Origin of the sequence: Pseudomonas sp., from assembly GCF_017744435.1 — a bacterium.
In the GTDB taxonomy this organism is placed as follows: domain Bacteria; phylum Pseudomonadota; class Gammaproteobacteria; order Pseudomonadales; family Pseudomonadaceae; genus Aquipseudomonas.
Genome location: NZ_JAGIBG010000051.1, coordinates 1 through 22,884 on the forward strand (window position 1 = coordinate 1; position 22,884 = coordinate 22,884).

A 22,884-nucleotide genomic window follows, 5' to 3' on the forward strand; every position below is an offset into this window, starting at 1 on the left:
AAGGTCGGCCTGAGCGAGGGCTGACGCAGCTTTTCGCCTGTAGCGGCGCTTTCGCGGGTAAACCCGCTCCCACAGGCACTGCACTGGGCTCGGGCATGGTGCGGTCCCTGTGGGAGCGGGTTTACCCGCGAAGAGGCCGGAGCAGACGAAACACATAGTCGAGGTAGACCGCGATGAATGTCTTCACCACTGATACCCAGCGCTGGCAAGCCGTGCAGACCCGCGACCCGTCCGCCGTCGGCCACTTCGTCTACGCCGTGCGCACCACGGGCGTGTACTGTCACCCCGGCTGCAAATCGCGCATGGCCAAGCGCGAAAACGTCGAGTTCTTCAACGACGCCAGCAGTGCTGAAGCTGCCGGCTATCGTGCCTGCCGCCGTTGCATGGCCAAGGCGGATACCAATCGTCGCTCCGCTCTGGTCGCCCGCGCCTGCCGCCTGCTGGAAAACAACGACACCCCGCCAAGCCTCGACCAGCTCGGCGCGCAACTGGCTGTCAGCCCCTTCCACCTGCACCGCCTGTTCAAGGCCGAAACCGGTCTCACTCCCAAGGCCTACGCCAGCGCTTTCCGTGCCCGACGCCTGCGCGAGCGCCTGGGCGACGGGCAAGGCTCTGTGACCGATGCCATCTACGACGCCGGCTACAACTCCAACAGCCGCTTCTACGCAAGCGCCGACCAGCGGTTGGGCATGCGCCCCCGTGACTATCAGGCAGGCGGCACTGGCGCGACCATTCACTTCGCCATTGGCCAATGCTTTCTGGGGGCGATCCTGGTGGCCCAGAGCGAGAAGGGTATCTGCGCGATCCTGCTCGGTGATGACCCCGAGCCGCTGCTTGAGCAGTTGCAGGATCAGTTTCCCCAAGCCAGCCTGATCGGCGGCGATGCCGGCTACGAGCAGCTGGTCGCCGAAGTTGTCGGCTTTATCGAGGCGCCGGCACTGGGCCTGGACCTGCCGCTGGATGTCCAGGGCAGCGCCTTCCAGGAGCGCGTCTGGCAGGCCTTGCGCGAAGTGCCGGTGGGCAGCCGGGTCAGCTATACCGACATCGCCGAGCGCATCGGTGCACCCAAGGCCGTGCGTGCCGTGGCCATGGCCTGCGCCGCCAACCACATTGCCGTGGCCATCCCTTGTCACCGGGTGGTACGCCGTGACGGCGACATCAGCGGCTATCGTTGGGGGGTGGAGCGCAAGCGGCAACTGTTGGCGCGAGAAACGGCACTCTCCTGATCGCCTGAAGCCGCGTAGAATCCTCCGCCAAATCGATGGGTAAAGAGGAACATTCGATGAGGCGCGTCTGCCTTGCCCGATTCTACCTGGGGGTCATGGCCCTGATGCTGGCGCTGGTCGCGCCGGCCTGGTCGGCCCCGGCCACACCCGTGTCCAGCCTGGCTGCGGCGGAAATGCCGGTGCTCGACGAAAACGCCAGTTACGAGCAACTGAGCGATCGGCTCGACCAGATCCGCCAGGGCGTTACCAGCAATGCCAACGACGACCTGCTGTCGCAGTTGCGCCTGTCGGCCGTGCAGGTGCAGCGCCAGGCTGAAGCACTCAGCACGCTGCGCACCGCCGATGTGGAAAAACTCGACGACAAGCTCAAGGTGCTCGGCCCGGTGAAACCGGACGAAGCCGAAGCCCTGACCCGCCAACGCCAGCAGTTGGACGCCGAGAAGAAGGCGGCGGTCGCTGCACAGGAGCAGGCCGTCAAGTTGACTCAGTCGGCCCGGGACCTGTCCACGCAAATCGTCAACCTGCGCCGCAGCCAGTTCAACTCACAGATCCTCAGCCGCGCGACGACGCCATTGAGCCCGGCATTCTGGCAAAACCTCATCCGCCCCACCGCAGACGACGTCTCGCGCCTTGACGATCTGCGCAGCGAGGCGGCCGATGCCGTGGCCAGTGCGTTCAGTGCCGAGCACCGCTGGTTCTTCATCGTCAGCCTGGTGGCGGCCGTGCTGGTCTGGACCGTGGTCCGCGGCCTGCTCGAGCGGTTGCTGGCCAGTGTCATGGTGCATCGCCTGCCGGAGGGTCGCCTGCGCCGCAGCGCCCTGGCCTTGAGCGTGAGCCTGGCCACCCTGGGCACCATCTCCGGCTCGGTGTCGCTGCTGCGCTGGGGCCTGGAAAGCAGCTCCGAGCTGGGTTCCGATGTCGCCAGCCTGACCAATCACTTCCTCACCCTGGTGGTGTTCAGCGCCTTCATCACCGGCCTGGGCCGCGCCATGCTGATGCTGCAGCGCCCGTCCTGGCGCCTGCCGCCGATTCACGACGAAGTGGCCAGCGCATTGGGCTGGTTCCCCAAGCTGCTGGCTCTGGCGCTGATGGTCATGCTGACCATCGAGCGCATCAACAGCGTGATCGGCACCAGCCTGGCGCTGACCGTGGCCACCAACGGCCTGACCGCGCTGGTGGTGGCGGTGATCTTCTCGGTGGCGCTGCTGCGTTATCGCCGCACCCTGCGCAAGCATGACCTGGAGCGCCCGACCGGTTGGGTCGGGCTGGTCCCGTTCGTGATTGTGGTGTGGGTCGTGCTGATCGTGCTGGCGCTGCTTGCCGGTTACCTGACCCTGGCCTACTTCCTCACCGCCAAGCTGCTGTGGATCAGTGTGGTGGCGGTGTGCGCCTACCTGCTCACCACCTTCCTCAGCGACCTGTGCGAAGCCCTGCTGTCGCCACGCCAGCCTGGCGGCCTGGCACTGGCCTCGACCCTGGGCCTGGCGCCGCGTCACCAGGCCCAGGCCAGCACCATCCTGGTCGGCATCAGCCGCACGGTGTTGCTGTTCCTGGCGATTCTGCTGGCGCTGATGCCGTCGGGCACCAGCCCCGGCGAGCTGCTGCTGAGCCTGGGTGACTGGGACGGCACCGGTGGCAAGCTGCTCGGCAACCTCAACATCGTGCCGCAGGACATCCTGGTGGCGGTGCTGATCTTCTTCGGCGGCCTGTTCGCCATCCGCGTGGTCAAGCGCTGGCTGAGCGAGCGGCTGCTCCCGGAAACCGACATGGACGCGGGCATGCGGGCCTCGCTGGTGACCCTGGTCGGTTACCTCGGCTTCCTGTTCCTGGCCATGCTGGTGATGTCGACCCTGCGCATCAACCTGACCAGCCTGACCTGGGTGGTCAGTGCGCTGTCGGTCGGTATCGGTTTCGGCTTGCAGCAGATCGTGCAGAACTTCATCTCCGGCCTGATCCTGCTCACCGAGCGTCCGGTCAAGGTGGGCGACTGGGTGAGCCTGGCGGGGGTCGAGGGGGATATCCGCCGGATCAACGTTCGCGCCACCGAAATCCAGATGTCCGACCGTTCCACGGTGATCGTGCCCAACTCGCAGTTCATCTCGCAGAACGTGCGCAACGTGACCATGGGCAATGCCTTGGGCGTGGTGGGTATCACCCTGACCTTGCCGCTGGAGACCGATGCCAACCAGGTGCGTGATCTGCTGCTGGCGGCCTATCACGAGCACGAGGCGATTCTTGATGCGCCGGCCTGTTCGGTGACCTTCAAGGACCTGACCTCAGCGGGCATGGTCATTGGTGTGAGTGGCTATGTGGCGGGGCCGCGGCAGGTGTCGGGCACCCGCAGCGACTTGCTGTTCACCATTCTTGGCCGCTTGCGCGATGAAGGCATTGCCCTGTCGTCGCCGCAGAGCATGGTGCTGGTGCAGGAAGGCTCGCGCCCGGCTGACGAATCGGCGTGATGGCCTTCGCGGGCACGCCCGCTCCCACAGGGATATCACTGTCCTTGAGAGCAGTGAAGTACCTGTGGGAGCGGCGGTGCGGCGATCCGACATGCCCGCGAATGGGCTGCAAAGCAGCCCCCGGCCCTAATGCTGCTTGGCCTGCCTGATTCGCAGGAGAATCACCAACAGCACCAGCAGCACCGGCGGCGCCATGCCCAACAGCGCATCCCGCGCTGTCAGCTCAAGCCCCAGCACATTCAGCCCGCCATACAACAGCTTGAACAGGTTCAGCAGGTAGTAGGTGATGGCGATGATCGACAGCCCTTCCACCGCCCGCTGGATCTTCACCTGGGCATCGGCCCGGGCATTGAGGCTGCGCAGGATCCCGGCATTCTGCTCTTCCATTTCCACCTGCACCCGCGCCTGCAGCAGGTCGCCCAGGTTGGCGACATTCTTCGCCAGTTGTTCCAGGCGCTGTTCAGTGGCCGCGCAGTAGCGCACGGTCGGCTTGAACCGGCGCTCGATGAATATCCCCAGGCGCTGGCAATCACCCACATGGCTCTCACGCAACTCGCCGAGGCGTTCGAACACCAGCTGCGCATAGGCCTGGGTGGCACCGAAGCGATGGCGGGTCCTTACCGTGCGGCTGACCACCTGACGCGACAGGTGGGCGATAGCTTCGAGCAGGGCCTTGGAATCGTGGCCATCACCGCCGGCGCTGCGCTCCGACAGTTGCACCAGGGTCTTGTCGAAGGCATCCAGCTCCTGGCTCAGGGCCTTGGCCGTGGTCAGGGTCAGCGAGGCCATCATGCGGTAGGTCTCGATCTCCAGCAGGCGGCGGATCATCCGGCCCTGGCGGTAGGCATTGAGGCGACGGTTGATGAACAGGAAGCGGTTGGTGCCGTCCTCGGTCAGGCGGAAGTCGCTCCACACCACCGCATCGCCACCGCCGACGCAGGAGCCGCACGGGTCCTTGAACCCATAGTGGGGCAGGTCGAGGTCCTGTTCATCACGCACCAGCACCTGCACGGCATTGATCACCTGGGCCGCCTGCGGCGCGATGGCCTCGGCCAGCACCGGTGGAAGCGGTTGCCATTCGGTGTCGGCGGCAGAGCAAGGCACCACCAGGGTCAGGGTGAAGAACTCGGTGTGCCGTTCCCACTTGAACGGGTGGCCATCCAAGCGGGTGATGCCTTGGGCGGCTTCGGCGTCGATCGCTTCCGGGCAGCAGCGTTGCAACAGTGCGGCGCAAGCGGCATCGCCGCCCAGGACGGCCAGGTGGAAGACATGTGCCGGGCCATCGAAGTACAGCGACGGGCGGGCGTGCAGCTCGTTGTGCAAGGCGGTGCGTTGAGGGTGCATGGTGGTCCGGCCTGGTGTTGTGATTGTGGGGGTACCAGGTAGTGGGACTTCGGGAGGGGGAAGGAAAGTCACCATCGGGTGCCAAGCATGACCGTTCGTAACGCAGCTAGATTCACAGCTATACATTTGCGTTACGCTTTATTAGGCTTAGGTTTGTCGACAGAGATCGGTCGATCTGGCTGCTCGTGTGGGACGGGCAAGGAGTCATCAATGGCTGAATTACACACGCGGGATCGCAGCAAAGCGGTGCCGTTGAACATGAGAGTCGCGGAGCACCGCCGCGACTTGATTGACGCGGCAGTGGAAATTGTTGGCGGTGATCGCACCAGCTTCGTCCTGGAAGCTGCATGCAAGCGAGCTGAAGAGGTGCTCATGGAGCAACGCTTGTTCCTGCTTGATGATGACGCGTTTGACGCGTTCACACAGGCATTGGAAGACCATCCTATCAGGAGTAACGAATGCGTGAAGAAGCTGCTGGCAAGGCCGAAGCGCTGGCGCTGAGTGCTCCACAGGTATTGAACAAGTTCCATGATCTGAGCCAGTTCGATTGTGGAGAAGCTTCGATCAACAGCTATCTGTCGGAAAAGGCACTCAAGGCCCAGCATGCCAAACACGCTGTGGTCTATGTCACCTGCTTTGTTGGCACGAACACCGTTGCTGGCTTTTACACATTATCGACTGGGTCAGTTGCGCGGGGGCATGCCACATCGGCCCGACTTCGCCGTAATGCACCTGAACATTTGTCGGTCGTCGTATTGGGACGGATGGGTGTAACCCGTCAAGCTGCAGGGCAAGGCTTGGCAACCGATCTTTTGCAGGATGCGATTGAAAGAGCTCTGGCTGCATCGGAGGTCGTGGGCTGCGTCGCAATGATCGTGCATCCACTTACCGAGCGACTTGAACAGTTCTATGCAAAATATGCGGGGTTCAAGCTCTGTCCTCAACTGTCTCCCAAGACGATGATGATGTCGTTGCAGTGATTTCTTACGAGGACGTGTCGCTATTTAACGGTTTCAGCGACACGTTTTTTCAATATGTCGCCGTCAGCGACATGTTTGTGTAACTTGAATTCGAAAACGCTTTCTTGCGACATGTCCTGTTTAAAGCGTGTAGTTAAGGAAGTAGGCAGAACGTGTCCCCTCGCTGGCTTGCGAAGGGACTCGCAACCCCGGCTTCATACCAGGTGATTTACCCTACATCCCGCATCAGGACCAGCTCATTCAACGTCTTGGCCATCTGTACGCTGTGCACGGTGTTGACCAACATCCCGATGCCAGGCTCGCCGGCATTGCCGCAGATGTACTCGTCCAGTGTGTCTTCGATGCCGCGCAGCAATTGAGAAATGTACAACAGCGCCTCGGGCGAGGGCATGTCGTTGTTGATCGTATAGAACGCGCGGGGAGAGGTTTTGACAGGTGGATCGGGGACTACTTTTTTCATGGTTTACTCCTAGATCAGTCAGGAGCTGACGCCCATTCCCTCTCACAGGTTTGGGTGGCAGCTGTACGCGGGGTGAGAGACCGGTGATCTAGGAAACCGGCCAGGACGAGTCCTGCCCGCGCACAGCTACCGCTGAGGTTGCAGCTAGATCAACACGGGCTCTCACACCCGATCGCCGAATTTGGCGACACAGGGAAACTAGCCCTGATGCTGATCATCAACAACAGAGAAACGACAGCGCAGCGCGTAGGATAATTCCCAATCCGGTTGCTCTTGAAGCATTTGGTTTCAGGTTGGGAATATTCTTACAAGTGATGGCTTGGGAATACATCGCTGAAGATGCCGGCGCAAAGCGCCTCAGAGATCCCGAATCAGAAGCTCAACCTGAGCATGTCGGCCAATTGTCGGTCGTTGGCGTGACGCGACCGGCTGCAAGCCTTCAGCGCTTGCTCCAGGCAACGCACCAGGCACCGTGCGGCCGGGTCGAGGGCCTGGTCGCGCAGGTGTATCACGCTGATATCGCCTTCCTCCAGCGGCTCGTTCAAAACCAGCGCCTTGGCATTGCTACGCAGCGGCTCGCACAACAGCATCGGCTCGGGCGAATAACCGAGCAGGCCCGCGTCGACGATCAGGCTGCTGAGCATGGCGCTGGACTGGGCGCAAACGATGCGCCCCGGTTCGATGCTCAAACCGTGGCGCCCGAACAACTGGTGCATCAGCGCGTGCTGCCCGGCCTGGGTAAAGTTCATGACCCAGTCCTGCTCCAGCAACTGACCCAGCGAGTGGGCTGCTTGCAGCGGATGGCCGGTGCGCGCCAGCACCCGCATGGGGTAATGCGCCAGCACTTGATGGCTGAACTCCTGCCCCGGTAGCCCGCTCGCGGGCCCTAGGGCGAACTGCATCTGGCCGGTGCGTAACAGCGCAAGGCTGACCGCCTGCAGCCCCTCATACAGCTCCAGCTGAACCATCGGCATTTCCTCGCGGAACGCCTTTAGCGCAGCGCCGAGCAAGGTCTGGCCGAACCAGGGCGTGACCCCCACACACAGGCGAGTCGGTGGCTCGCCGCGCAGGCTCGCCAGGTCACGCTGGGCCTTCTCCAGCTGGCTGGCGATCTGCCGGGCGTGGGGCAGCAGGGCCAATCCCGCCGCGGTCAGTCGCGCGCCGCCGGCATGGCGGGCCAGCAAGGGCAGCCGCTGCTCCTCTTCCAACTCGCGCAAAGCACGGGTGATGGCGGCCTGGGACAGGTCCAGGGCGCGGGCAGCCGAACGGATTCCGCCGTGGTCGGCCACCGCGATCAGAGCCTGTAGCTGGTGCAGCTTCACGATAAGTCTCCTGCCTGAACACCAAGGGTCGTCATGACAACATTTTTGCGGCTTATGCCCCTCCGCCACTGGCGCTAGGTTAGAGCACGAGGCCAAGGCCGCCAACGGGCCGCGCAGTGTCGCCTCGCAGACCAGGAAGCAACAACATGCCTACACCCAGTATTCCCCCCGGCATCATCGCCATCACACCGGCCATGGTCGATCTGCGCCGGGCCATCCATCGCCAACCCGAACTGGGTTTCGAAGAATTCGCCACCCGCGCCCAAGTGGTGAGCCACCTGCGCCAATGGGGATATGAAGTCCATCAGGGCCTGGCCGAAACCGCCGTGGTCGGCACCTTGCACAATGGCGAAGGCCCCACGCTGGGCCTGCGCGCCGAACTCGATGCGTTGCCCATTGACGAACAAAGTGGAAAGCCGTGGGCCAGCGCGGTACCGGGCAAGATGCACGCCTGCGGCCATGACGGGCATACCGCGATGCTCCTGGCCGCCGCCTGCGAACTGGCGCGCGAACGTCACTGGCGCGGCACCCTGCACTTGTTCTTCCAGCCCGCCGAGGAAGGCCATGGTGGTTCCGGGGCCAAGCGCATGCTCGATGAAGGGGTGTTCGAATACTTCCCCTGCGACGCCGTCTATGCACTGCACAACTCACCCGGCATGCCACTCGGCCAGTTCGGCGTGCTCGCCGGGCCGCGCATGGCGTCCACCGACAGCGTGACCATCGTCATCCACGGCAACGGCGGTCACGGCGCCATGCCGGACCGCGCGATCGACCCGGTAGTGGCCGGTGCTTCGCTGGTGCTGGCGTTGCAGACCATCGTCTCGCGCAACGTGCCGCCCAGCGAAACCGCGATCATCACCGTGGGCGCCTTCCTGGCCGGCGATGCCGCCAATGTTATCCCCGGGCAGGCCGAACTGCGCCTGAGCGTGCGCACCCTCGAGCCCTCCGTGCGCCGCCTGCTGCGTCAGCGCATCCAGGCCCTGGCCGAGTACCACGCGCAAAGCTACGGCGCCACCGCCGAGGTGAGCTTCGGCGAAGGCTACCCGGTGCTGGTCAACGATCCGCAGGCCAGTCAGCTGGCCGAGCAGGTGATACAGGACTGGCTCGGCGAAGCAGGCCTGGCGCAGGGCCAGAAACCCATCTGCGCCAGCGACGATTTCGCCTTCTGGCTGGAGCGGGTGCCCGGCTGCTACCTGCTGATTGGCAATGGCGAAGGCAGCGGCAGCTGCGAGGTTCACAACCCCGGTTACGACTTCAACGACCTGGCACTGCCCTTGGGCGCAACCTTCTGGGTGCGACTGGCGCGGCGCTTCCTGGCCTGACGGCCACCGCAAGAGAGCAACGACGATGACAACAAAAACAACAGAATTCGCCAACGACACCAGCAGTGCTCCACCCAGCAAGCGCCGAGCGATTGCCGCGATCTGTGTGGGCAATGCCCTGGAGTTTTACGATTTCCTGGTCTACAGCCTGCTGGCCACGCTCATGGCCAAGCTGTTCTTTCCCTTCAGCGACCACCCGCTGATCCCCCTGATGCTATCGCTGGCGGTATTCGGCACGGGCTTCGTCATGCGCCCGCTGGGCGGCCTGGTAATCGGCCTGTACGCCGACCGCGTCGGGCGCAAGGCGGCCATGCGCCTGACTCTGTGGCTGATGGCGATGGGTTCGCTGATGTTCACCGTGGCCCCCACCTACGCCCAGGCAGGCTTGCTCGGGCCGGCGGTGGTGATTGTCGCCAGGCTGTTGCAGGGTTTTGCGGTCGGCGGGCAAATCGGCACCTCGACCACCATGCTGATGGAGTACGCCGACAAGCATTCACGCGGCTACTACTGTAGCTGGCAGACTTTTAGCCAGAGTCTGGGCATTTGCATCGGGGCGTTGATGGTCACCTTGCTGAGCAACCTCCTCAGCCCGACGGCCATGGACAGTTGGGGCTGGCGCCTGATCTTCGCCATGGGCATCCTGGCCATCCCGGTGAGCGAGTACATTCGCCATCGCCTTGAAGAAACCCATGCCCATCGCCAGACCCGCAGCCATGCACCGGCCTCGCAGGGAAAGCAGCTGGCCTTGCTGCTGCAACACCCCCGGCAGATGCTGGCGGGCGTACTGTTGGTGATCGGCGCGACCGTGCCGATCTATACCATCCAGTTCTACCTCGCCAACCATGCCATTGGAGTGCTGGGCATGCCCCTGGCCAGCGGCACCTGGGCCGCGATCATCGCCTGCCTGCCGCCGCTGTTGCTGTCGGCCCACGCTGGCCGCCTGAGCGACCGCATTGGACGGCGCAAGGCGATCTTCTGGCCGCTGCCAATCCTGCTGCTGGCGATCTACCCGGCCTTCCTGTTGCTCAACCATTACCCGACCCTGCTGGTGTTGCTGGCCGTGGTATTCCTTTTGAGCGTTCCGCTGACCTACACCATCGTGCCCAACCTGGCGATTCTGCCGGAGCTGTTCCCCACCCGCATTCGCGCCAGTGGCATGTCCCTGGCCTACTGCGTCGGTGTGGCCTTGTTCGGCGGCTTCGCCCAGCTGTTCGCCGCCGGCCTGGTGAGCCTGACCGGTAACACCAATGCCCCCGCGTTCTACATCATCGCGGCGATCTTGCTGTCGCTGGTAGGCCTGAAGCTGGCGCCGGAAACCGCAGGCAAAGATTTCGACTGATACCTGAGGCTCAGGGACGAGCCCCTTCCCTTCTGGAGAGGGGCCCCTTGGTCATCACCCCAAGCAATGGGTCACATGCTTCACCGACTGATAACCCGACAACCCCCAAGGCCCCAGCTCACGGCCAATCCCGCTGCCCTTGGTGCCGCCCCACGAGGTTTCGACGAACACCGCCTGCACCGAGTTGATCCACACATGCCCGACCTCCAGCGCATCGGCCACGCGCTCGGCGCGTTGCAGATCGGCGGAGCAGACCGTGGCGACCAGCCCGAAGCGGCTGTCGTTGGCCTCGGCAATCGCCTGTTCTTCCGTGGCGAAGCGGCGTGCGCACAGCACCGGGCCAAAGATCTCTTCAGTCCACAGGCGGCTGTCCTTCGGCACATCGGCATACAGCGTCGGGCTCACGAACCAGCCCTCACGGTCCAGCGCCTGACCACCGGCCAGGCATTGCAGGCCTTCTTCACGTGCTGTTGCGAAGTAGCTGGCAACCTTCAGCCACTGCGCCTGGCTGGTCAGCGGCCCCATGTCGACCTCTTCGGTCAGCGGGTTGCCGACCCGCAGCTTTTCCAGCGCAGCTTGCAGGCGCGGCAGCAGCGTGTCGGCGATGCCGTCCTGCACCAGCAGGCGCGAGGTGGCCGAGCACATCTGCCCGGCGTTCCAGGTGATGCCGGCGACGATCCATTCCACGGCCTGGTCCGGGTCGCAGTCGTCGAACACCACGATCGCCGACTTGCCACCCAGCTCCAGGGTCACCGGCCGGCACTGCGCCGAAGCGCTGCGCATCACCTGGCTGCCGACGCTGTTGCTGCCGGTGAACGACAGTTTGTCGAGGCCGTTGTGGCTGCTCAGGGCGGCGCCCGTTTCGGCCTTGCCGTTGACGATGTTCAACACGCCGGCCGGCAGGCCCAGGGCGTCGGCGATCTGGGCGTAGGTCTGCTCGATCAGCGGGGTCACTTCCGACGGCTTGAGCACCACGGTGCAACCGGCCGCCAGGGCCGGGGCGAGCTTCCAGGCGCTGGTCACCAGCGGGAAGTTCCACGGCACGATCAGGCCGACCACGCCCACCGGTTCCAGGCGGGTGCGAGCGGTGAAGCCCGCTGCGGCCAACGGCACGTCACGGTTCTTCGAGGGCAGTTGTTCGGCCAGCTCGGCGTAGTAGGCGAAGGTGGCGACCGCATCATCCAGGTCGATCTCGGCCTCGTGGCGCGGCTTGCCGTTGTTGCGCATCTGCAGAGTGATCAGTTCTTCGCGGCGCTGGCCGAGCTGTTCGGCAAAGCCGCGCAGGAAGGCCGCGCGCGTGCTGGCGCTGACCTTTTTCCAGGTCGGCAGGGCGTCACGGGCGGCGGCCACGGCCTGGTCGACCTGGGCCACGCTGGCGGCCATCAGTTCGGCGAAGGGCAGGCCCAGCGCAGGCTCGCTGACGCTGATGCAGTCGCTGCCCTGGCCTTCGACCCAGCGGCCGGCAATGTAGTGGGAGGTGGTCATGGTCGGTATCCAGTCAGGCCATTTCGGCGGTGGTCACCGGCGTGCGCGGGGCGCTTTTGCAGCGCACCCAGCGCGGGCCATTCGGGCCATACACGCCAGCAGGTTCAGGGAACAGGTTGAGCAGCAGCAGGTACAGCACGCCGGCCAGGCCCAGGGTCACCGGCAGGCTCAGGTCGATGCCACCGGCCAGGTCGCCAAGCGGGCCGACGAACTGCCCTGGCAGGTTGACGAAGCACAGGCCGACCATCGCGCTGGGGATCCACGCGCCCATGCCGCGCCAGTTCCAGCCATGCAGGAACCAGTAGTGGCCGCCACGCTGACCGCGGGTGAACACCTGCAGGTCGTCAGCGTGGTAGAAGCCGCGGCGGGTGATCAGGCCGAGGATCATGATCACCATCCATGGGCTGGTGCAGGTGATGATCAGCACGGCGAAGGTCGACACGCTCTGCACCAGGTTGAAGGTGAAGCGGCCGATGAAGATGAAACCGATCGCCAGCACGCCGATCAGCAAAGTGGCGCCAGCGCGGCTGAGCAGCCGCGGGAACACACTGGACATGTCCAGGCCGGTGCCGTAAAGCGCGGTGGTGCCGGTGGACATCCCGCCGATCACCGCAATCAGGCACACCGGCAGGAAGAACCAGCTCGGCGCTACAGCCAGCAGGCCGCCGACATAGTTGTTGGCAGCGATGTAGTCAGGCGCCTGGGTGGCCACCAGGGTGGCGGTGCACAGGCCGAACAGGAACGGGATCAGGGTGGCAACCTGGGCGGCGATCACGGCCAGCATGATGCGCGACTTCGGCGTTTGCCGCGGGATGTAGCGCGACCAGTCGCCGAGGAAGGCGCCGAACGACACCGGGTTGCTCATGGCCAGGATCGCCGCGCCGACAAAGGCTGCCCAGAAGCCCGGCTGGCTGAGGTTGACGCTACCGGCAAAGCCGGCGTCGAACGGCCCGGCAAAGGCGAAGATACCCAGCAGGAACAGCAGGCTCGAAGCCCACACGGCGATCTTGTTGACCCACAGCATGAAGCGGAAGCCGAAGATGCACACCACCAGCACCAGCACCGCGAACAGGCCATAGGCCAGGCCCAGGGTCAAATCGGTTTCCGGCAGCCCGGCCAGGCGCTTGGCGCCGCCGACCAGGGCATCCCCCGAGCTCCACACCGACAGCGAGAAGAACGCCACGGCGGTGAGCAGCGACAGGAACGAGCCGACGATGCGCCCGTGCACGCCAAAGTGCGCGCCTGACGACACGGCGTTGTTGGTACCGTTGAGTGCACCGAACAGGCCCATCGGCGCCAGGATCAGCGCACCCACGCCGACACCGAGCAGGATCGCCCAGACCCCGGCCTGGAACGACAGCCCGAACAGTACCGGGAAGCTGCCCAGCACGGCAGTGGCGAAGGTGTTGGCACCGCCGAAGATCAGGCGGAACAGGTCCAGCGGGGAGGCGTCGCGTTGATCGTCGGGGATCTGTTCGACGCCATTGGTCTCGATACCGGTCGAGTGGCTCATGGTGATGCTCCAGCGCGGTTGTTGTAGGCCCGTCGCGGTGCGCGGGCCCTCTTGTGGGTGCGATGGCAGTGCGGCAAGGCCGCGTAAGTTCGGATCAGGCTGCGGTGACGACCGACAGGTGCTCGTGGCACGCCAGCCATTGTTCGCCGTGGCGGCGGAAGACGATGGTCTCGCGCTCGGCCAGTTGGTGCGCCTCACCGGCAATGCGGATGTGCGTGGCCACGTCGTGCATGAAGATCGCCACGTCGCCCTGCAGGCTCACCTGCACGTTGCTCGACTCACAGCCAAGCACGGCAAAACCCTCGGCCTGCCATTGGGCCCAGAGGTCTTCATAGGCACGGCGCGACAGCAGCGGTTGCGGCAAGGTGTGGAAGAGGAAGGTGGCGTCTTCGCTGAAGCAGGCGAAGTAGCGGGCGGTGTCGTTGCTGGCAAAGGCTTTGACGAGGTCGGCGGCAGCGTGCCGTACCTGGAGTGTCTGGTCCACGGGAGTGGCCTCACGGTTATTGTGATTGTGGTGAAGCGATTCTGGTGGGGGCAGGCGAGGGGAAAAATCGCTGGGGGGAAATAATTAGTTCAGGAATTTGTGAAGTGATGTCTACCGATCAAGTAACCGATCAAGTAATGCCGTCATCGAACTGCAATCTGCAGCGCGCACCCTCACAGTCTCCGCTCCACTGCCTCATTGCGAGTTCGAATGGGCCATCACGCGCTATACCCCCAGCAGGAACACGACCTGTTCGGCCTGCTCTACGCGTTTTCCTTCCGCCCCGGCGAGTCTGGCCGCGAGCTTGACTCGGCCCAGACGCTGCGCAAGCTCAGTGAACCGCTAGACCCGGACGAATTCCTCTGGCTGCACCTGAACCTTGCCCACGCCGCCTGCGAACGTTGGCTGCGCTCGCACCTGGCGCTGCCGGGGGCCTTTTTCGAAACCCTGCGCGAAGGCTCGCGCTCGACGCGCATCGAACATGTCGAATCGACCCTGCTGGCCGTGGTCAACGATGTGGTGTTCAACTTCGGCCTGGTGTCGTCGGACGTCTCTACCCTGTGGGCCTGCGCCAGCAGCCGGCTGCTGGTGAGTGCTCGGTTGCAGCCGTTGCATTCGGTGGACAAGCTGCGCTCATCGGTGAAGCAGGGCGAGCGTTTCCATTCACCGATCGAACTGCTGGTGCACCTGCTGCGCGACCAGGGCGACCTGCTGACCCAGATCGTGCGCGAGACCACCGCCAGCGTCGACCGCATCGAAGACCAGCTGCTGTCCCAGCGCCTGAGCGACAACCGCGCCGAACTGAGCAGCATGCGCCGGGTACTGGTGCGCCTGCAGCGCTTGCTGGCGCTCGAACCCGGCGCCTTGCTGCGCCTGCTCAATCGCCCGCCCGAATGGCTGCAGGAACAGGACATGCGCCAGCTGCGCGCAGCGACCGAAGAATTCACCCTGGTGATCAGCGACCTGACCGCCCTGGGCGAGCGAATCAAACTGTTGCAGGAAGAAATCGCCGCCAAGCTCAACGAGCAGACCAACCGCACCCTGTTCACCCTGACCGTGGTCACCGTGCTGGCGTTGCCGATCAACATCATCGCCGGCTTTTTTGGCATGAACGTCGGCGGCGTACCGCTCTCTGATGACCCGAACGGCTTCTGGCTGCTGGTGGCACTGGTGGCGACCTTTACTTTCCTGGCGGGCCGTTGGGCTTTCAGCAAGCGGCGGGAGTATTGAAGCTGTACCGTCCACCCCAAACGAACCGACTGACGGTCCCTTGCACCCCCCATCCTTGCCTACGCTGATAGTCCCAACCTGTCAGAGCAAGGAGTTCCGCCATGGCCTTCCAATACAAGCGTCTGGACAAGAACAACGCCGCCGTCCTGCTGGTCGATCACCAGACCGGCCTGCTTTCACTGGTGCGCGACATCGACCCCGACCGCTTCAAGAACAACGTGCTGGCCCTTTCTGACCTGGCCAAGTACTTCAAGCTGCCGACCATCCTCACCACCAGCTTCGAAACCGGCCCCAATGGCCCGTTGGTGCCCGAACTCAAGCAGCAGTTCCCCGACGCCCCCTATATCGCCCGCCCCGGCAACATCAACGCCTGGGACAACGAAGACTTCGTCAAGGCCGTGAAAGCCACCGGCAAGAAGCAGTTGCTGATCGCCGGAGTGGTCACCGAGGTCTGCGTGGCCTTCCCGGCATTGTCGGCGCTGGAGGAGGGCTTCGAGGTGTTCGTGGTCACCGACGCCTCAGGCACGTTCAACGAACTGACCCGTGATTCGGCCTGGCGGCGCATGGAGGCAGCCGGTGCCCAGCTGATGACCTGGTTCGGCGTGGCCTGTGAGCTGCACCGTGACTGGCGCAACGATATCGAAGGCCTGGGCACCCTGTTCTCCAACCATATTCCGGACTATCGCAACCTGATGACCAGCTACAACAAGCTGGCGAAATAGGGGCTGTGAGGGTGCGGCAATTTGCTCAGCAAGCGAAACGGCAAATTGTCATGGATCGACCATACTGACTCTTCATTCGCCCTCAGGAGAGCGCCATGGCTAAGCCGTCCAGGAAGAAAGACTCGAAAGAACAGGCAGAGAAACTGGGCGGTAAAGCCTATGAGCAGGAACTCAGGAAACTGCACGTGGAGCTCGTGAAACTGCAGGAATGGGTGGTGGCCAAGGGCCTTAAGGTCTGTGTTGTGTTCGAGGGCCGTGATGGTGCCGGCAAGGGCGGCACCATCAAGGCCATCACCGAGCGGGTCAGCCCGCGGGTGTTCCGCGTGGTGGCGCTGCCGGCACCCACCGAGCGGGAAAAGACCCAGATGTACGTGCAACGCTACCTGCGCCATCTGCCTGCCGCCGGCGAGGTGGTGATCTTCGACCGCAGCTGGTACAACCGCGCCGGCGTCGAACGGGTGATGGGGTTCTGCAGTGAGGAGCAGAGCACCAAGTTCCTCGCCGTGGTGCCACTGTTCGAGAAGATGATGGTCGAGTCGGGGATCATCCTCATCAAGTACTGGCTCGAAGTCAGCGCCGAAGAGCAGACCCGCCGCCTGCAGGACCGCATCAGCGACGGGCGCAAGTTGTGGAAGCTGTCACCCATGGACCTGAAGTCGTACACCCGCTGGGACGACTATACCCGGGCCCGTGACGACATGTTTGCGGCCTCCGATTCGTCCTGGGCGCCGTGGTTCATGGCGCACTCCAACGACAAGCGGCGCGCCCGGCTGAATATCATCAGCCACATGCTGACGCGCATCCCCTACAAGGACATCACCCGCGATGAGGTGGTGAAGCTGCCCAAGCGCGGCAAGATCGGCAAATACAAGGCCGTGCCCTATCCCTTCAAGGTGGTCGAAGAACATTTCTGATCTCTCCCGAAGGGGGTAGCAAGAGTGCGAATCTATGCCACATGACGGCAGCCTGCTGCAGGCGACTGTAGTGTTTCTTCTGGCCGTGGTGCTGTTGGTACCACTGGCGCAGCGTTTGAAAATGGGTGCCGTGCCCGGCTATCTGCTGGCCGGCATCCTGATCGGGCCTTCGGTGCTGGGCCTGCTGGGCAACCCCGACAACGTCGCTCGCCTGTCGGAGATGGGCGTGGTGATGCTGTTGTTCGTCATTGGTCTGGAGCTGTCGCCACGGCGGCTGTGGACCATGCGCAAGGCATTGTTCGGCATCGGCTCGCTGCAAGTGGGTTTGACGGCGGTGGTGCTCGGCCTGCTGGCGTACTTCCTGTTTGGCCAATCGAAGGCGGCGGCGATCGTGCTCGGTCTGGGGCTGGCGCTTTCGTCGACGGCGTTCAGCCTGCAAGTGCTGGCCGAACGCAAGGACCTGGGCAAACCACACGGTCGCCTGGCCGTGGCCATCCTGCTGTTCCAGGACATCGCCGCGATTCCCTTGATCGCCGTGGTGCCGCTGCTCGGTGGCAATGTCAGTAGCGCCGACGAAGGCAACTGGCCGCTGCTGGCGGTGGCGGCGGGCATTGGTGTGGTGATTGTCTTTGGCCGCTATCTGTTGACTCCGGTATTCAAATGGACGGTCGGTTCGGGGCTGCCCGAGCTGTCCACCGCGACCGCCTTGCTGGTGGTGCTGGGCACCGCCTGGGTGATGGAGCATGTCGGTGTGTCCATGGCCTTGGGCGCCTTCCTGGCGGGTGTGCTGATGGCTGATTCGCCCTTTCGACATGAACTGGAAACCCAGATCGAACCGCTCAAGGGCCTGCTCCTCGGGCTGTTCTTCGTCGGCGTCGGCATGAGTGCCGACTTGCAGCTGTTGTTCGGCATGCCCTTGATCGTGCTGGGGCTGACACTGCTGCTGGTGGTTATCAAGATGCCGCTGCTGTTCGCGCTCGGGCGTAGCGCGGGCGGCCTCAGCCAGGCGCAGGCACTGTGCCTGGCGGTGGTGCTGGCATCTGGGGGGGAGTTCGCCTTCGTGGTGTTCAAGCTGGCGTTGGAGCACCAGGTGTTGACGCAACAGGTTCATGACTTGCTGGTGCTTGCCATCACGCTGTCGATGGCGGTGGTGCCCCTGGTGATGATGGCCCTGGCGCGGCAGTTGCGTGACAAGGACCGCCCGGTAGCCGAAACGGGCCATTGAACAGCGCCTTGCCGGCGCGCCTGACGTTCGGAGGTGAAACATGCAGCCGAGTTTCAAGCTGGACAGTGCCCTGTCGCGGGGCCTGCTCGACGTGCTGATCAAGGCAGGCCTGGTGGCCGCCCTGGTGATGTTCTCCTTCCAGGTTTTCCAGCCGTTCCTGGAGCTGATGCTGTGGTCGGTGATTCTGGCGGTGACGCTGTATCCGTTGTACTTGCGGATCAGGCGTGGCACCGGCATCAAGGATGGCTACGTGGCAACGCTGGTGGTGTTGCTGGTGCTGATCGTGCTGCTGGTCCCGATCTACCTGGTGGTGATGTCTATCGGCGATTCGGTGAACAGCCTGGTGACGCTGCTCAAGAGTGGTACCTGGAGCGTGCCGGCCCCGCCCGAATCGGTGGCGACCTGGCCGCTGATCGGGCCCAGGCTGTATGCATTGTGGCTGTCGGCATCGCAAAACATGGCCAGCGTGCTCAACCAGTGGATGCCACAGCTCAAGGGCGCCGGGCTTACGGTGCTGGGCGCCGCGGCCAGTGCCGGAGGTGCGTTTCTGCTGTTCGTCGGTGCGATCATCATTTCTGGCGTGATCATGGCCTTCGGCGAGCGCGGTGAAGTCGCCTCGCAGCGCATCGCCATGCGGGTATCCGGCGAGGAACGCGGTAAGCCGCTGGCCCAGCTGTGCACTGCGACCATTCGTGCCGTGGCCCAGGGCGTGATCGGCATCGCCTTCATCCAGATGCTGCTGATTGGCGTCGGTTTCGTGGTCAAGGGTGTGCCAGGGGCGGGCATGCTGGCCATCGTCATCCTCATGCTGGGGATTGCCCAGGCACCCGCGACGCTGGTCACCGTGCCGGTGATCATCTATGTGTTCAACGTCGAGGGTTTCACTGCCGCGACCATCATCTTTGCCGTCTATACCTTCGTTGCCGGGCTTGCCGACAACGTGCTCAAGCCGCTGCTGCTGGGGCGAGGGGTGGATGTACCGATGCCGGTGGTGCTGATTGGCGCCCTGGGCGGCATGGTGGTCAAAGGCATCATCGGCCTGTTCATCGGCCCGGTGATCCTCGGCGTGACCTATGTACTGTTCTGGCAATGGGTGGCGCTGCAGGTGCCGGAGCAACCGACCCCGCCTGCGGCCTGAGCCATGCCCAAACGTTGCTATGGCTTGGGACTGCTCATGGTCCTGGCCGGCTGTACCCAGGTCGGCCCGGACTTCGAAAAGCCCCAGGACCCATGGCTGGACCGCTGGAACACGCCCCTGCTGGAGCAGGCCGGGCGCTTTGCGCCAGCACCGGACCTGCGCCAGTGGTGGTTGGTGTTCGCCGACCCGACGCTCGAAGGGCTGATCGCCGAAGCCGACGCCAACAACACCAACCTGCGTGTGGCCGGCCTGCGCATTGCCGAGGCGCGGGCGCAGTTGGCCATCGTGCAGACCGGGCGTTATCCACAGCTGCAGCAGTTGAGCGCGCAGAGCCTGTACCTGAAGCAAGACCAGTCCGGCACGTCCACTGCGCGCGACTCGGTGTTCTGGCAGTCCAGCGTGGGCTTCGACATCGGTTGGGAAATCGACTTCTGGGGCCGCTTCAGCCGCGCCATCGAGAGCGCCGATGCGGTCTACTTCGCCTCCCAGGCCAATTATGCCGATGCCATGCTGCTGCTACGTGCCCAGGTGGCCGATACCTACTTCGCCCTGCGCACCGCCGAGGCGCGGCTGGATATTGCGCAAGAAAACGCCAAGCGCCAGGAACGCAGCCTGCAGATTACCGAGCGGCTGTTCCGCCACGGCGAGAACGACGAGCTCGACTGGCAGCAGGCGCGTACCCAGTACCTGGCCACCCTGGCCACCATCCCCGAGTTCGAAAACCAGCTCAATGCCTTGCGCAATGTGCTCTGCTCGCTGCTTGGCCGGCCACCGGGCCCGTTGCCCGAACTGGAGGCACGCCACGGGCAGTTGCCGTTGCCGGACCGCGCAGTGTTGCAGGACGTGCCGGCCAGCCTGCTGCAACGGCGCCCGGACATCCGCGCCGCCGAACAGGCGGTGGCGGCGCAATCGGCGCTGGTGGGCGTGGCCGAGGCGGATCTTTATCCACAGCTGAGCCTGCTGGGCAGCATTGGCTGGACTTTCCTGTCGGCCAGCCACCTGCCCAACACCTTCGACCTGGCGGCGGGGCCGAGCCTGATCTGGAACCCGTTCGACTACGGCCGGCGCAAGAATGCCGTGCGGGTCGAGGACGCCCGCCTGCAGCAATTGATCGAGCTGTATCACCAGAGCGTGCGCGAAGCCGCACACGAAGCCGACGATGCCGCCAGCGGCCTGGTGCGCTCGCTGCAGAGCGCCAGCATTCGCCAGGATGCCTCGCAGGCCGCCCAGCGTTCGCTGACCTTGGCCAGCTCGCAGTACCAGGAAGGCTTTGCCGATTTCCAGCGTGTGCTCGACGCCCAGCAGCTGCTATTGCAGCAACAGGACGGCTACCTGGTCAGCCGTGGCAACGCGGTGAGCAGCCTGGTGAGCTTGTACAAGGCGCTGGGTGGCGGCTGGGACAACAGCCGCAAACCGATCGACCCTGCCACCCGCCAGCAGATGAAAAACCGTACCGATTGGGGCGATTTGCTCGACGAGCCTGCCCCCGCCGCCCCCGAACAAGGTGAGCCGAAATGAGTGACGCCGCGCACGCCCCGCCAGCCCCCGATCGCGGCATGCGCTGGGTGCTGATACTGATCGTCGTCAGCCTGGTCTGGTACCTGCTGGCCGACCGCTTCACGCCCTACACCCAACAAGCCCGGCTGCAGGCCTACGTGGTGCCGGTGGCTGCCGAAGTGGCCGGGCAGATCAAGCGCGTGGCCGTGGGCAACAACCAGGAAGTGCGCCAGGGCGATGTGCTGTTCGAACTGGACCAGGAGCAGTACCGCATCGCCCTGGCCCGCGCCGAAGCCGACCTGGATACCGTGCGCCGGCAGATCGGCGCCAGCACCGCCGGCATCGATTCGGCCCAGGCCGCGCTGGTGGCAGCCCAGGCCAACGAGCGCAAGGCGCGCCAGGATGCCGAACGGCTCAAGCGCTTGATTGATGAGGACCCGGGAACGGTGTCGGTGCGCCGCCTGGAAGGCGCCCAGGCCACTCGCGACCAGGCCATCAGCCAGGTAGCCGCCGCCCGCGCCGAGGTACAACGGGCGCGTGAGCAGCAGGGCGGGGCCGATGCCGACAACGCGCAACTGCGCAGCGCCGCGGCCAATGTGGAAAAGGCCCGCCTGGACCTGGCGCGCACCGTGGTCCGCGCCGACACCAACGGCCTGATTACCGACCTGCGCACCGACGTGGGCCACTACGTGGGCGCTGGCAGCCCGATGATGACCCTGATCGCCATCCATGACGTGTGGATAAGTGCCGACATGACCGAGAACAACCTCGGCCGCCTGCGCCCCGGCGCCCCGGTGCTGGTGGTGCTCGATGCCATGCCAGGCACGGTCCTGAAGGGGCAGGTCCGCAGCATCGGCTATGGCGTGAGCGTCGGCCAGCCGGCGCCCCCGGGAACCTTGCCAACCGTACAGAACAGCCGCGACTGGTTGCGTTCGGCGCAGCGCTTCCCGGTGATCGTCGAACTCGACCGTGATCAACGGGTAGACAAGACCGGCTTGCGTGTGGGCGGTCAGGCCGAAGTCATGGCGCTGCCCAGCGAAGGCAATCCGCTGAACCTGCTGGGCCGTGTGTTCATGTGGCTGATGAGCTGGCTGTCGTATGCCTATTGAGCTGCGTCGCTTGCGCGCGCTGCGCCTGGCCTGGGGCGTGGCGCTGTGCCTGGCGACCAGTTTCGGCCTGGGCTTGCCGGTGCCGATCCTGGCGCCGGTGTTCGCAGTGCTGTTGCTGGCCATGCGCAGTGAGGCGCTGCCGATCAAGGCGGCGCCGGTGCTGGCGATCCTGGTGATGCTCAGCTGCGGCAGCGGCCTGCTGCTGATTCCGCTGCTGCGCCATGCCCCGCTGAGTGGGGTGCTGCTGGTCGGCGTGGGGGTGTTCCTGGTTTTGCGTTATGCGCTCAAGGGCGGCAATGGCCTGCTGGCCAACCTGCTGGTGATCGGCCTGACCATGATCGCGGCGGCCGGCACCAGCGATTTCAGCCTGGCGTTGTCGGTGGTCGAGGCGTTGGCCAAGGGCATGCTGTTGGCGGTGTTGGGCACGGCGCTGGCCCATGTACTGTTTCCCGAGCCGGCCGGCGCGCCTGTGCAGCCTTCGCCGCCCTTGCTCGACAGCGCGGATGTCAGCTGGGTTGCTTTGCGCGCCACGCTGATCGTCATGCCGGCCTTCCTGCTGGCGCTGATCGCCCCGGACCAGTTCATGCCGCTGATCATGAAGGCAGTGAGCCTGGGGCAGCAGGCGGGGGAGACGCGGGCGCGGCATGCCAGCCGCGAGCTGATTGGCTCGACCTTGCTGGCCGGGGTGTTGGCGATGCTGGTGTGGGGCGCGTTGAGCCTGTTCGTGCACCTGTGGATGTTCTTCCTGTGGGTGCTGCTGTTCGTTCTCTGGCAGGCGCGCAGGCTCTACCGTGCGGTGGATACGAAGCAAAGCCCGGCGTACTGGGTGAGCTGCCTGACCACCATGCTGATCCTGCTCGGGCAGTCGGTGCAGGACAGTGCCGGCGGGCAGGATGTGTACAAGGCGTTTGCGGTGCGCATGGCGCTGTTCGTGGCCGTGTCGCTGTATGCCAGTGCCATGTTGATCTGGATCGACCGGCGTCGGGTTCGGGCTGCCTAGCACGCCTGTACTGGCCTCTTCGCGGGTAAACCCGCTCCCACAGGGATAGCACTGGCATGAAGCCAGTGATGTAGCTGTGGGAGCGGCGGTTCGGCGCCCCGACTTGCCCGCGAAG

At 64.5% G+C, this 22,884-nt stretch carries 20 protein-coding genes; 14 read left to right on the top strand and 6 right to left on the bottom strand.

All coding sequences use genetic code 11. The features are described from left to right. The first annotated feature begins 173 nt into the window (after positions 1-173). Together ada and J7573_RS24655 are read left to right on the top strand one after the other, a co-directional pair. Positions 174-1,226 carry a bifunctional DNA-binding transcriptional regulator/O6-methylguanine-DNA methyltransferase Ada gene (gene ada, locus J7573_RS24650; protein WP_294341000.1) on the top strand — a complete coding sequence of 351 codons (1,053 nt, stop codon included), beginning with the start codon at positions 174-176 and terminating at the stop codon, positions 1,224-1,226. Between the two features lie 56 nt (positions 1,227-1,282). Beyond that, positions 1,283-3,685 (top strand): DUF3772 domain-containing protein, encoded by a 2,403-nt coding sequence (locus tag J7573_RS24655; protein ID WP_294341001.1) that lies wholly within the window; start codon positions 1,283-1,285, stop codon positions 3,683-3,685. A 126-nt stretch (positions 3,686-3,811) separates the two neighbouring features. Here J7573_RS24655 and J7573_RS24660 read toward each other — a convergent pair whose 3' ends face one another. Continuing rightward, the gene (locus J7573_RS24660) at positions 3,812-5,029 is read right to left on the bottom strand and encodes a DUF3422 domain-containing protein (protein ID WP_294341002.1); all 1,218 of its coding nucleotides are present in this window, start codon (positions 5,027-5,029) and stop codon (positions 3,812-3,814) included. A 210-nt stretch (positions 5,030-5,239) separates the two neighbouring features. On the opposite strand from J7573_RS24660, the gene J7573_RS24665 reads away from it, so the two are divergent. Continuing rightward, entirely contained in the window at positions 5,240-5,530 is a 291-nt protein-coding gene (locus J7573_RS24665) for a DUF1778 domain-containing protein (RefSeq protein WP_294341003.1), read from the top strand. Further along, entirely contained in the window at positions 5,488-6,009 is a 522-nt protein-coding gene (locus J7573_RS24670; RefSeq protein ID WP_294341005.1) for a GNAT family N-acetyltransferase, read from the top strand. Before J7573_RS24665 ends, J7573_RS24670 begins: the two co-directional genes overlap by 43 nt. Positions 6,010-6,217: 208 nt before the next feature. Here the strand turns inward: J7573_RS24670 and J7573_RS24675 are convergent, their stop codons facing one another. Next, positions 6,218-6,469 (bottom strand): hypothetical protein, encoded by a 252-nt coding sequence (locus J7573_RS24675; RefSeq protein WP_294341006.1) that lies wholly within the window; start codon positions 6,467-6,469, stop codon positions 6,218-6,220. 371 nt (positions 6,470-6,840) lie between these two features. Beyond that, the gene (locus J7573_RS24680) at positions 6,841-7,791 is read right to left on the bottom strand and encodes a LysR substrate-binding domain-containing protein (protein WP_294341007.1); all 951 of its coding nucleotides are present in this window, start codon (positions 7,789-7,791) and stop codon (positions 6,841-6,843) included. A 146-nt stretch (positions 7,792-7,937) separates the two neighbouring features. On the opposite strand from J7573_RS24680, the gene J7573_RS24685 reads away from it, so the two are divergent. Both J7573_RS24685 and J7573_RS24690 read left to right on the top strand, forming a co-directional pair. Then, a complete protein-coding gene (locus J7573_RS24685) occupies positions 7,938-9,113 on the top strand; it encodes a M20 aminoacylase family protein (protein WP_294341008.1) in 1,176 nt (391 codons plus the stop codon). A gap of 25 nt (positions 9,114-9,138) precedes the next feature. Further along, positions 9,139-10,452: an MFS transporter gene (locus J7573_RS24690; RefSeq protein ID WP_294341009.1), complete on the top strand. Its 1,314-nt coding sequence runs from the start codon at positions 9,139-9,141 to the stop codon at positions 10,450-10,452. 54 nt (positions 10,453-10,506) lie between these two features. On the opposite strand, the gene J7573_RS24695 is transcribed toward J7573_RS24690, so the two are convergent. From J7573_RS24695 to J7573_RS24705, 3 genes are all read right to left on the bottom strand, one after another. Continuing rightward, a complete protein-coding gene (locus J7573_RS24695) occupies positions 10,507-11,937 on the bottom strand; it encodes an aldehyde dehydrogenase family protein (protein WP_294341010.1) in 1,431 nt (476 codons plus the stop codon). Positions 11,938-11,950: 13 nt separating this feature from the next. Then, entirely contained in the window at positions 11,951-13,450 is a 1,500-nt protein-coding gene (locus J7573_RS24700; protein ID WP_085673948.1) for a cytosine permease, read from the bottom strand. A 94-nt stretch (positions 13,451-13,544) separates the two neighbouring features. Beyond that, on the bottom strand, positions 13,545-13,934 hold the full coding sequence (locus J7573_RS24705) for a nuclear transport factor 2 family protein (protein ID WP_294341011.1): 390 nt from the start codon (positions 13,932-13,934) through the stop codon (positions 13,545-13,547). Between the two features lie 210 nt (positions 13,935-14,144). On the opposite strand from J7573_RS24705, the gene J7573_RS24710 reads away from it, so the two are divergent. From J7573_RS24710 to J7573_RS24745, 8 genes are all read left to right on the top strand, one after another. Further along, positions 14,145-15,164 carry a transporter gene (locus J7573_RS24710; RefSeq protein WP_294341012.1) on the top strand — a complete coding sequence of 340 codons (1,020 nt, stop codon included), beginning with the start codon at positions 14,145-14,147 and terminating at the stop codon, positions 15,162-15,164. A gap of 101 nt (positions 15,165-15,265) precedes the next feature. Continuing rightward, a complete protein-coding gene (gene ycaC / locus J7573_RS24715; protein ID WP_294341013.1) occupies positions 15,266-15,886 on the top strand; it encodes an isochorismate family cysteine hydrolase YcaC in 621 nt (206 codons plus the stop codon). Between the two features lie 95 nt (positions 15,887-15,981). Next, positions 15,982-16,800 (top strand): polyphosphate kinase 2, encoded by an 819-nt coding sequence (ppk2, locus tag J7573_RS24720; RefSeq protein ID WP_294341014.1) that lies wholly within the window; start codon positions 15,982-15,984, stop codon positions 16,798-16,800. A gap of 34 nt (positions 16,801-16,834) precedes the next feature. Then, on the top strand, positions 16,835-18,025 hold the full coding sequence (locus tag J7573_RS24725) for a monovalent cation:proton antiporter-2 (CPA2) family protein (RefSeq protein ID WP_294341016.1): 1,191 nt from the start codon (positions 16,835-16,837) through the stop codon (positions 18,023-18,025). Positions 18,026-18,065: 40 nt separating this feature from the next. Beyond that, positions 18,066-19,163, top strand: coding sequence for an AI-2E family transporter (locus tag J7573_RS24730; protein ID WP_294341017.1), 1,098 nt, complete (start codon positions 18,066-18,068; stop codon positions 19,161-19,163). Positions 19,164-19,166: 3 nt separating this feature from the next. After that, positions 19,167-20,681, top strand: coding sequence for a TolC family protein (locus J7573_RS24735; RefSeq protein ID WP_294341018.1), 1,515 nt, complete (start codon positions 19,167-19,169; stop codon positions 20,679-20,681). Next, the gene (locus J7573_RS24740) at positions 20,678-21,769 is read left to right on the top strand and encodes an HlyD family secretion protein (RefSeq protein ID WP_294341019.1); all 1,092 of its coding nucleotides are present in this window, start codon (positions 20,678-20,680) and stop codon (positions 21,767-21,769) included. The genes J7573_RS24735 and J7573_RS24740 overlap by 4 nt, the downstream gene beginning before the upstream one ends. Continuing rightward, entirely contained in the window at positions 21,759-22,769 is a 1,011-nt protein-coding gene (locus J7573_RS24745) for a DUF2955 domain-containing protein (RefSeq protein ID WP_294341020.1), read from the top strand. Before J7573_RS24740 ends, J7573_RS24745 begins: the two co-directional genes overlap by 11 nt. Positions 22,770-22,884 lie beyond the last annotated feature (115 nt).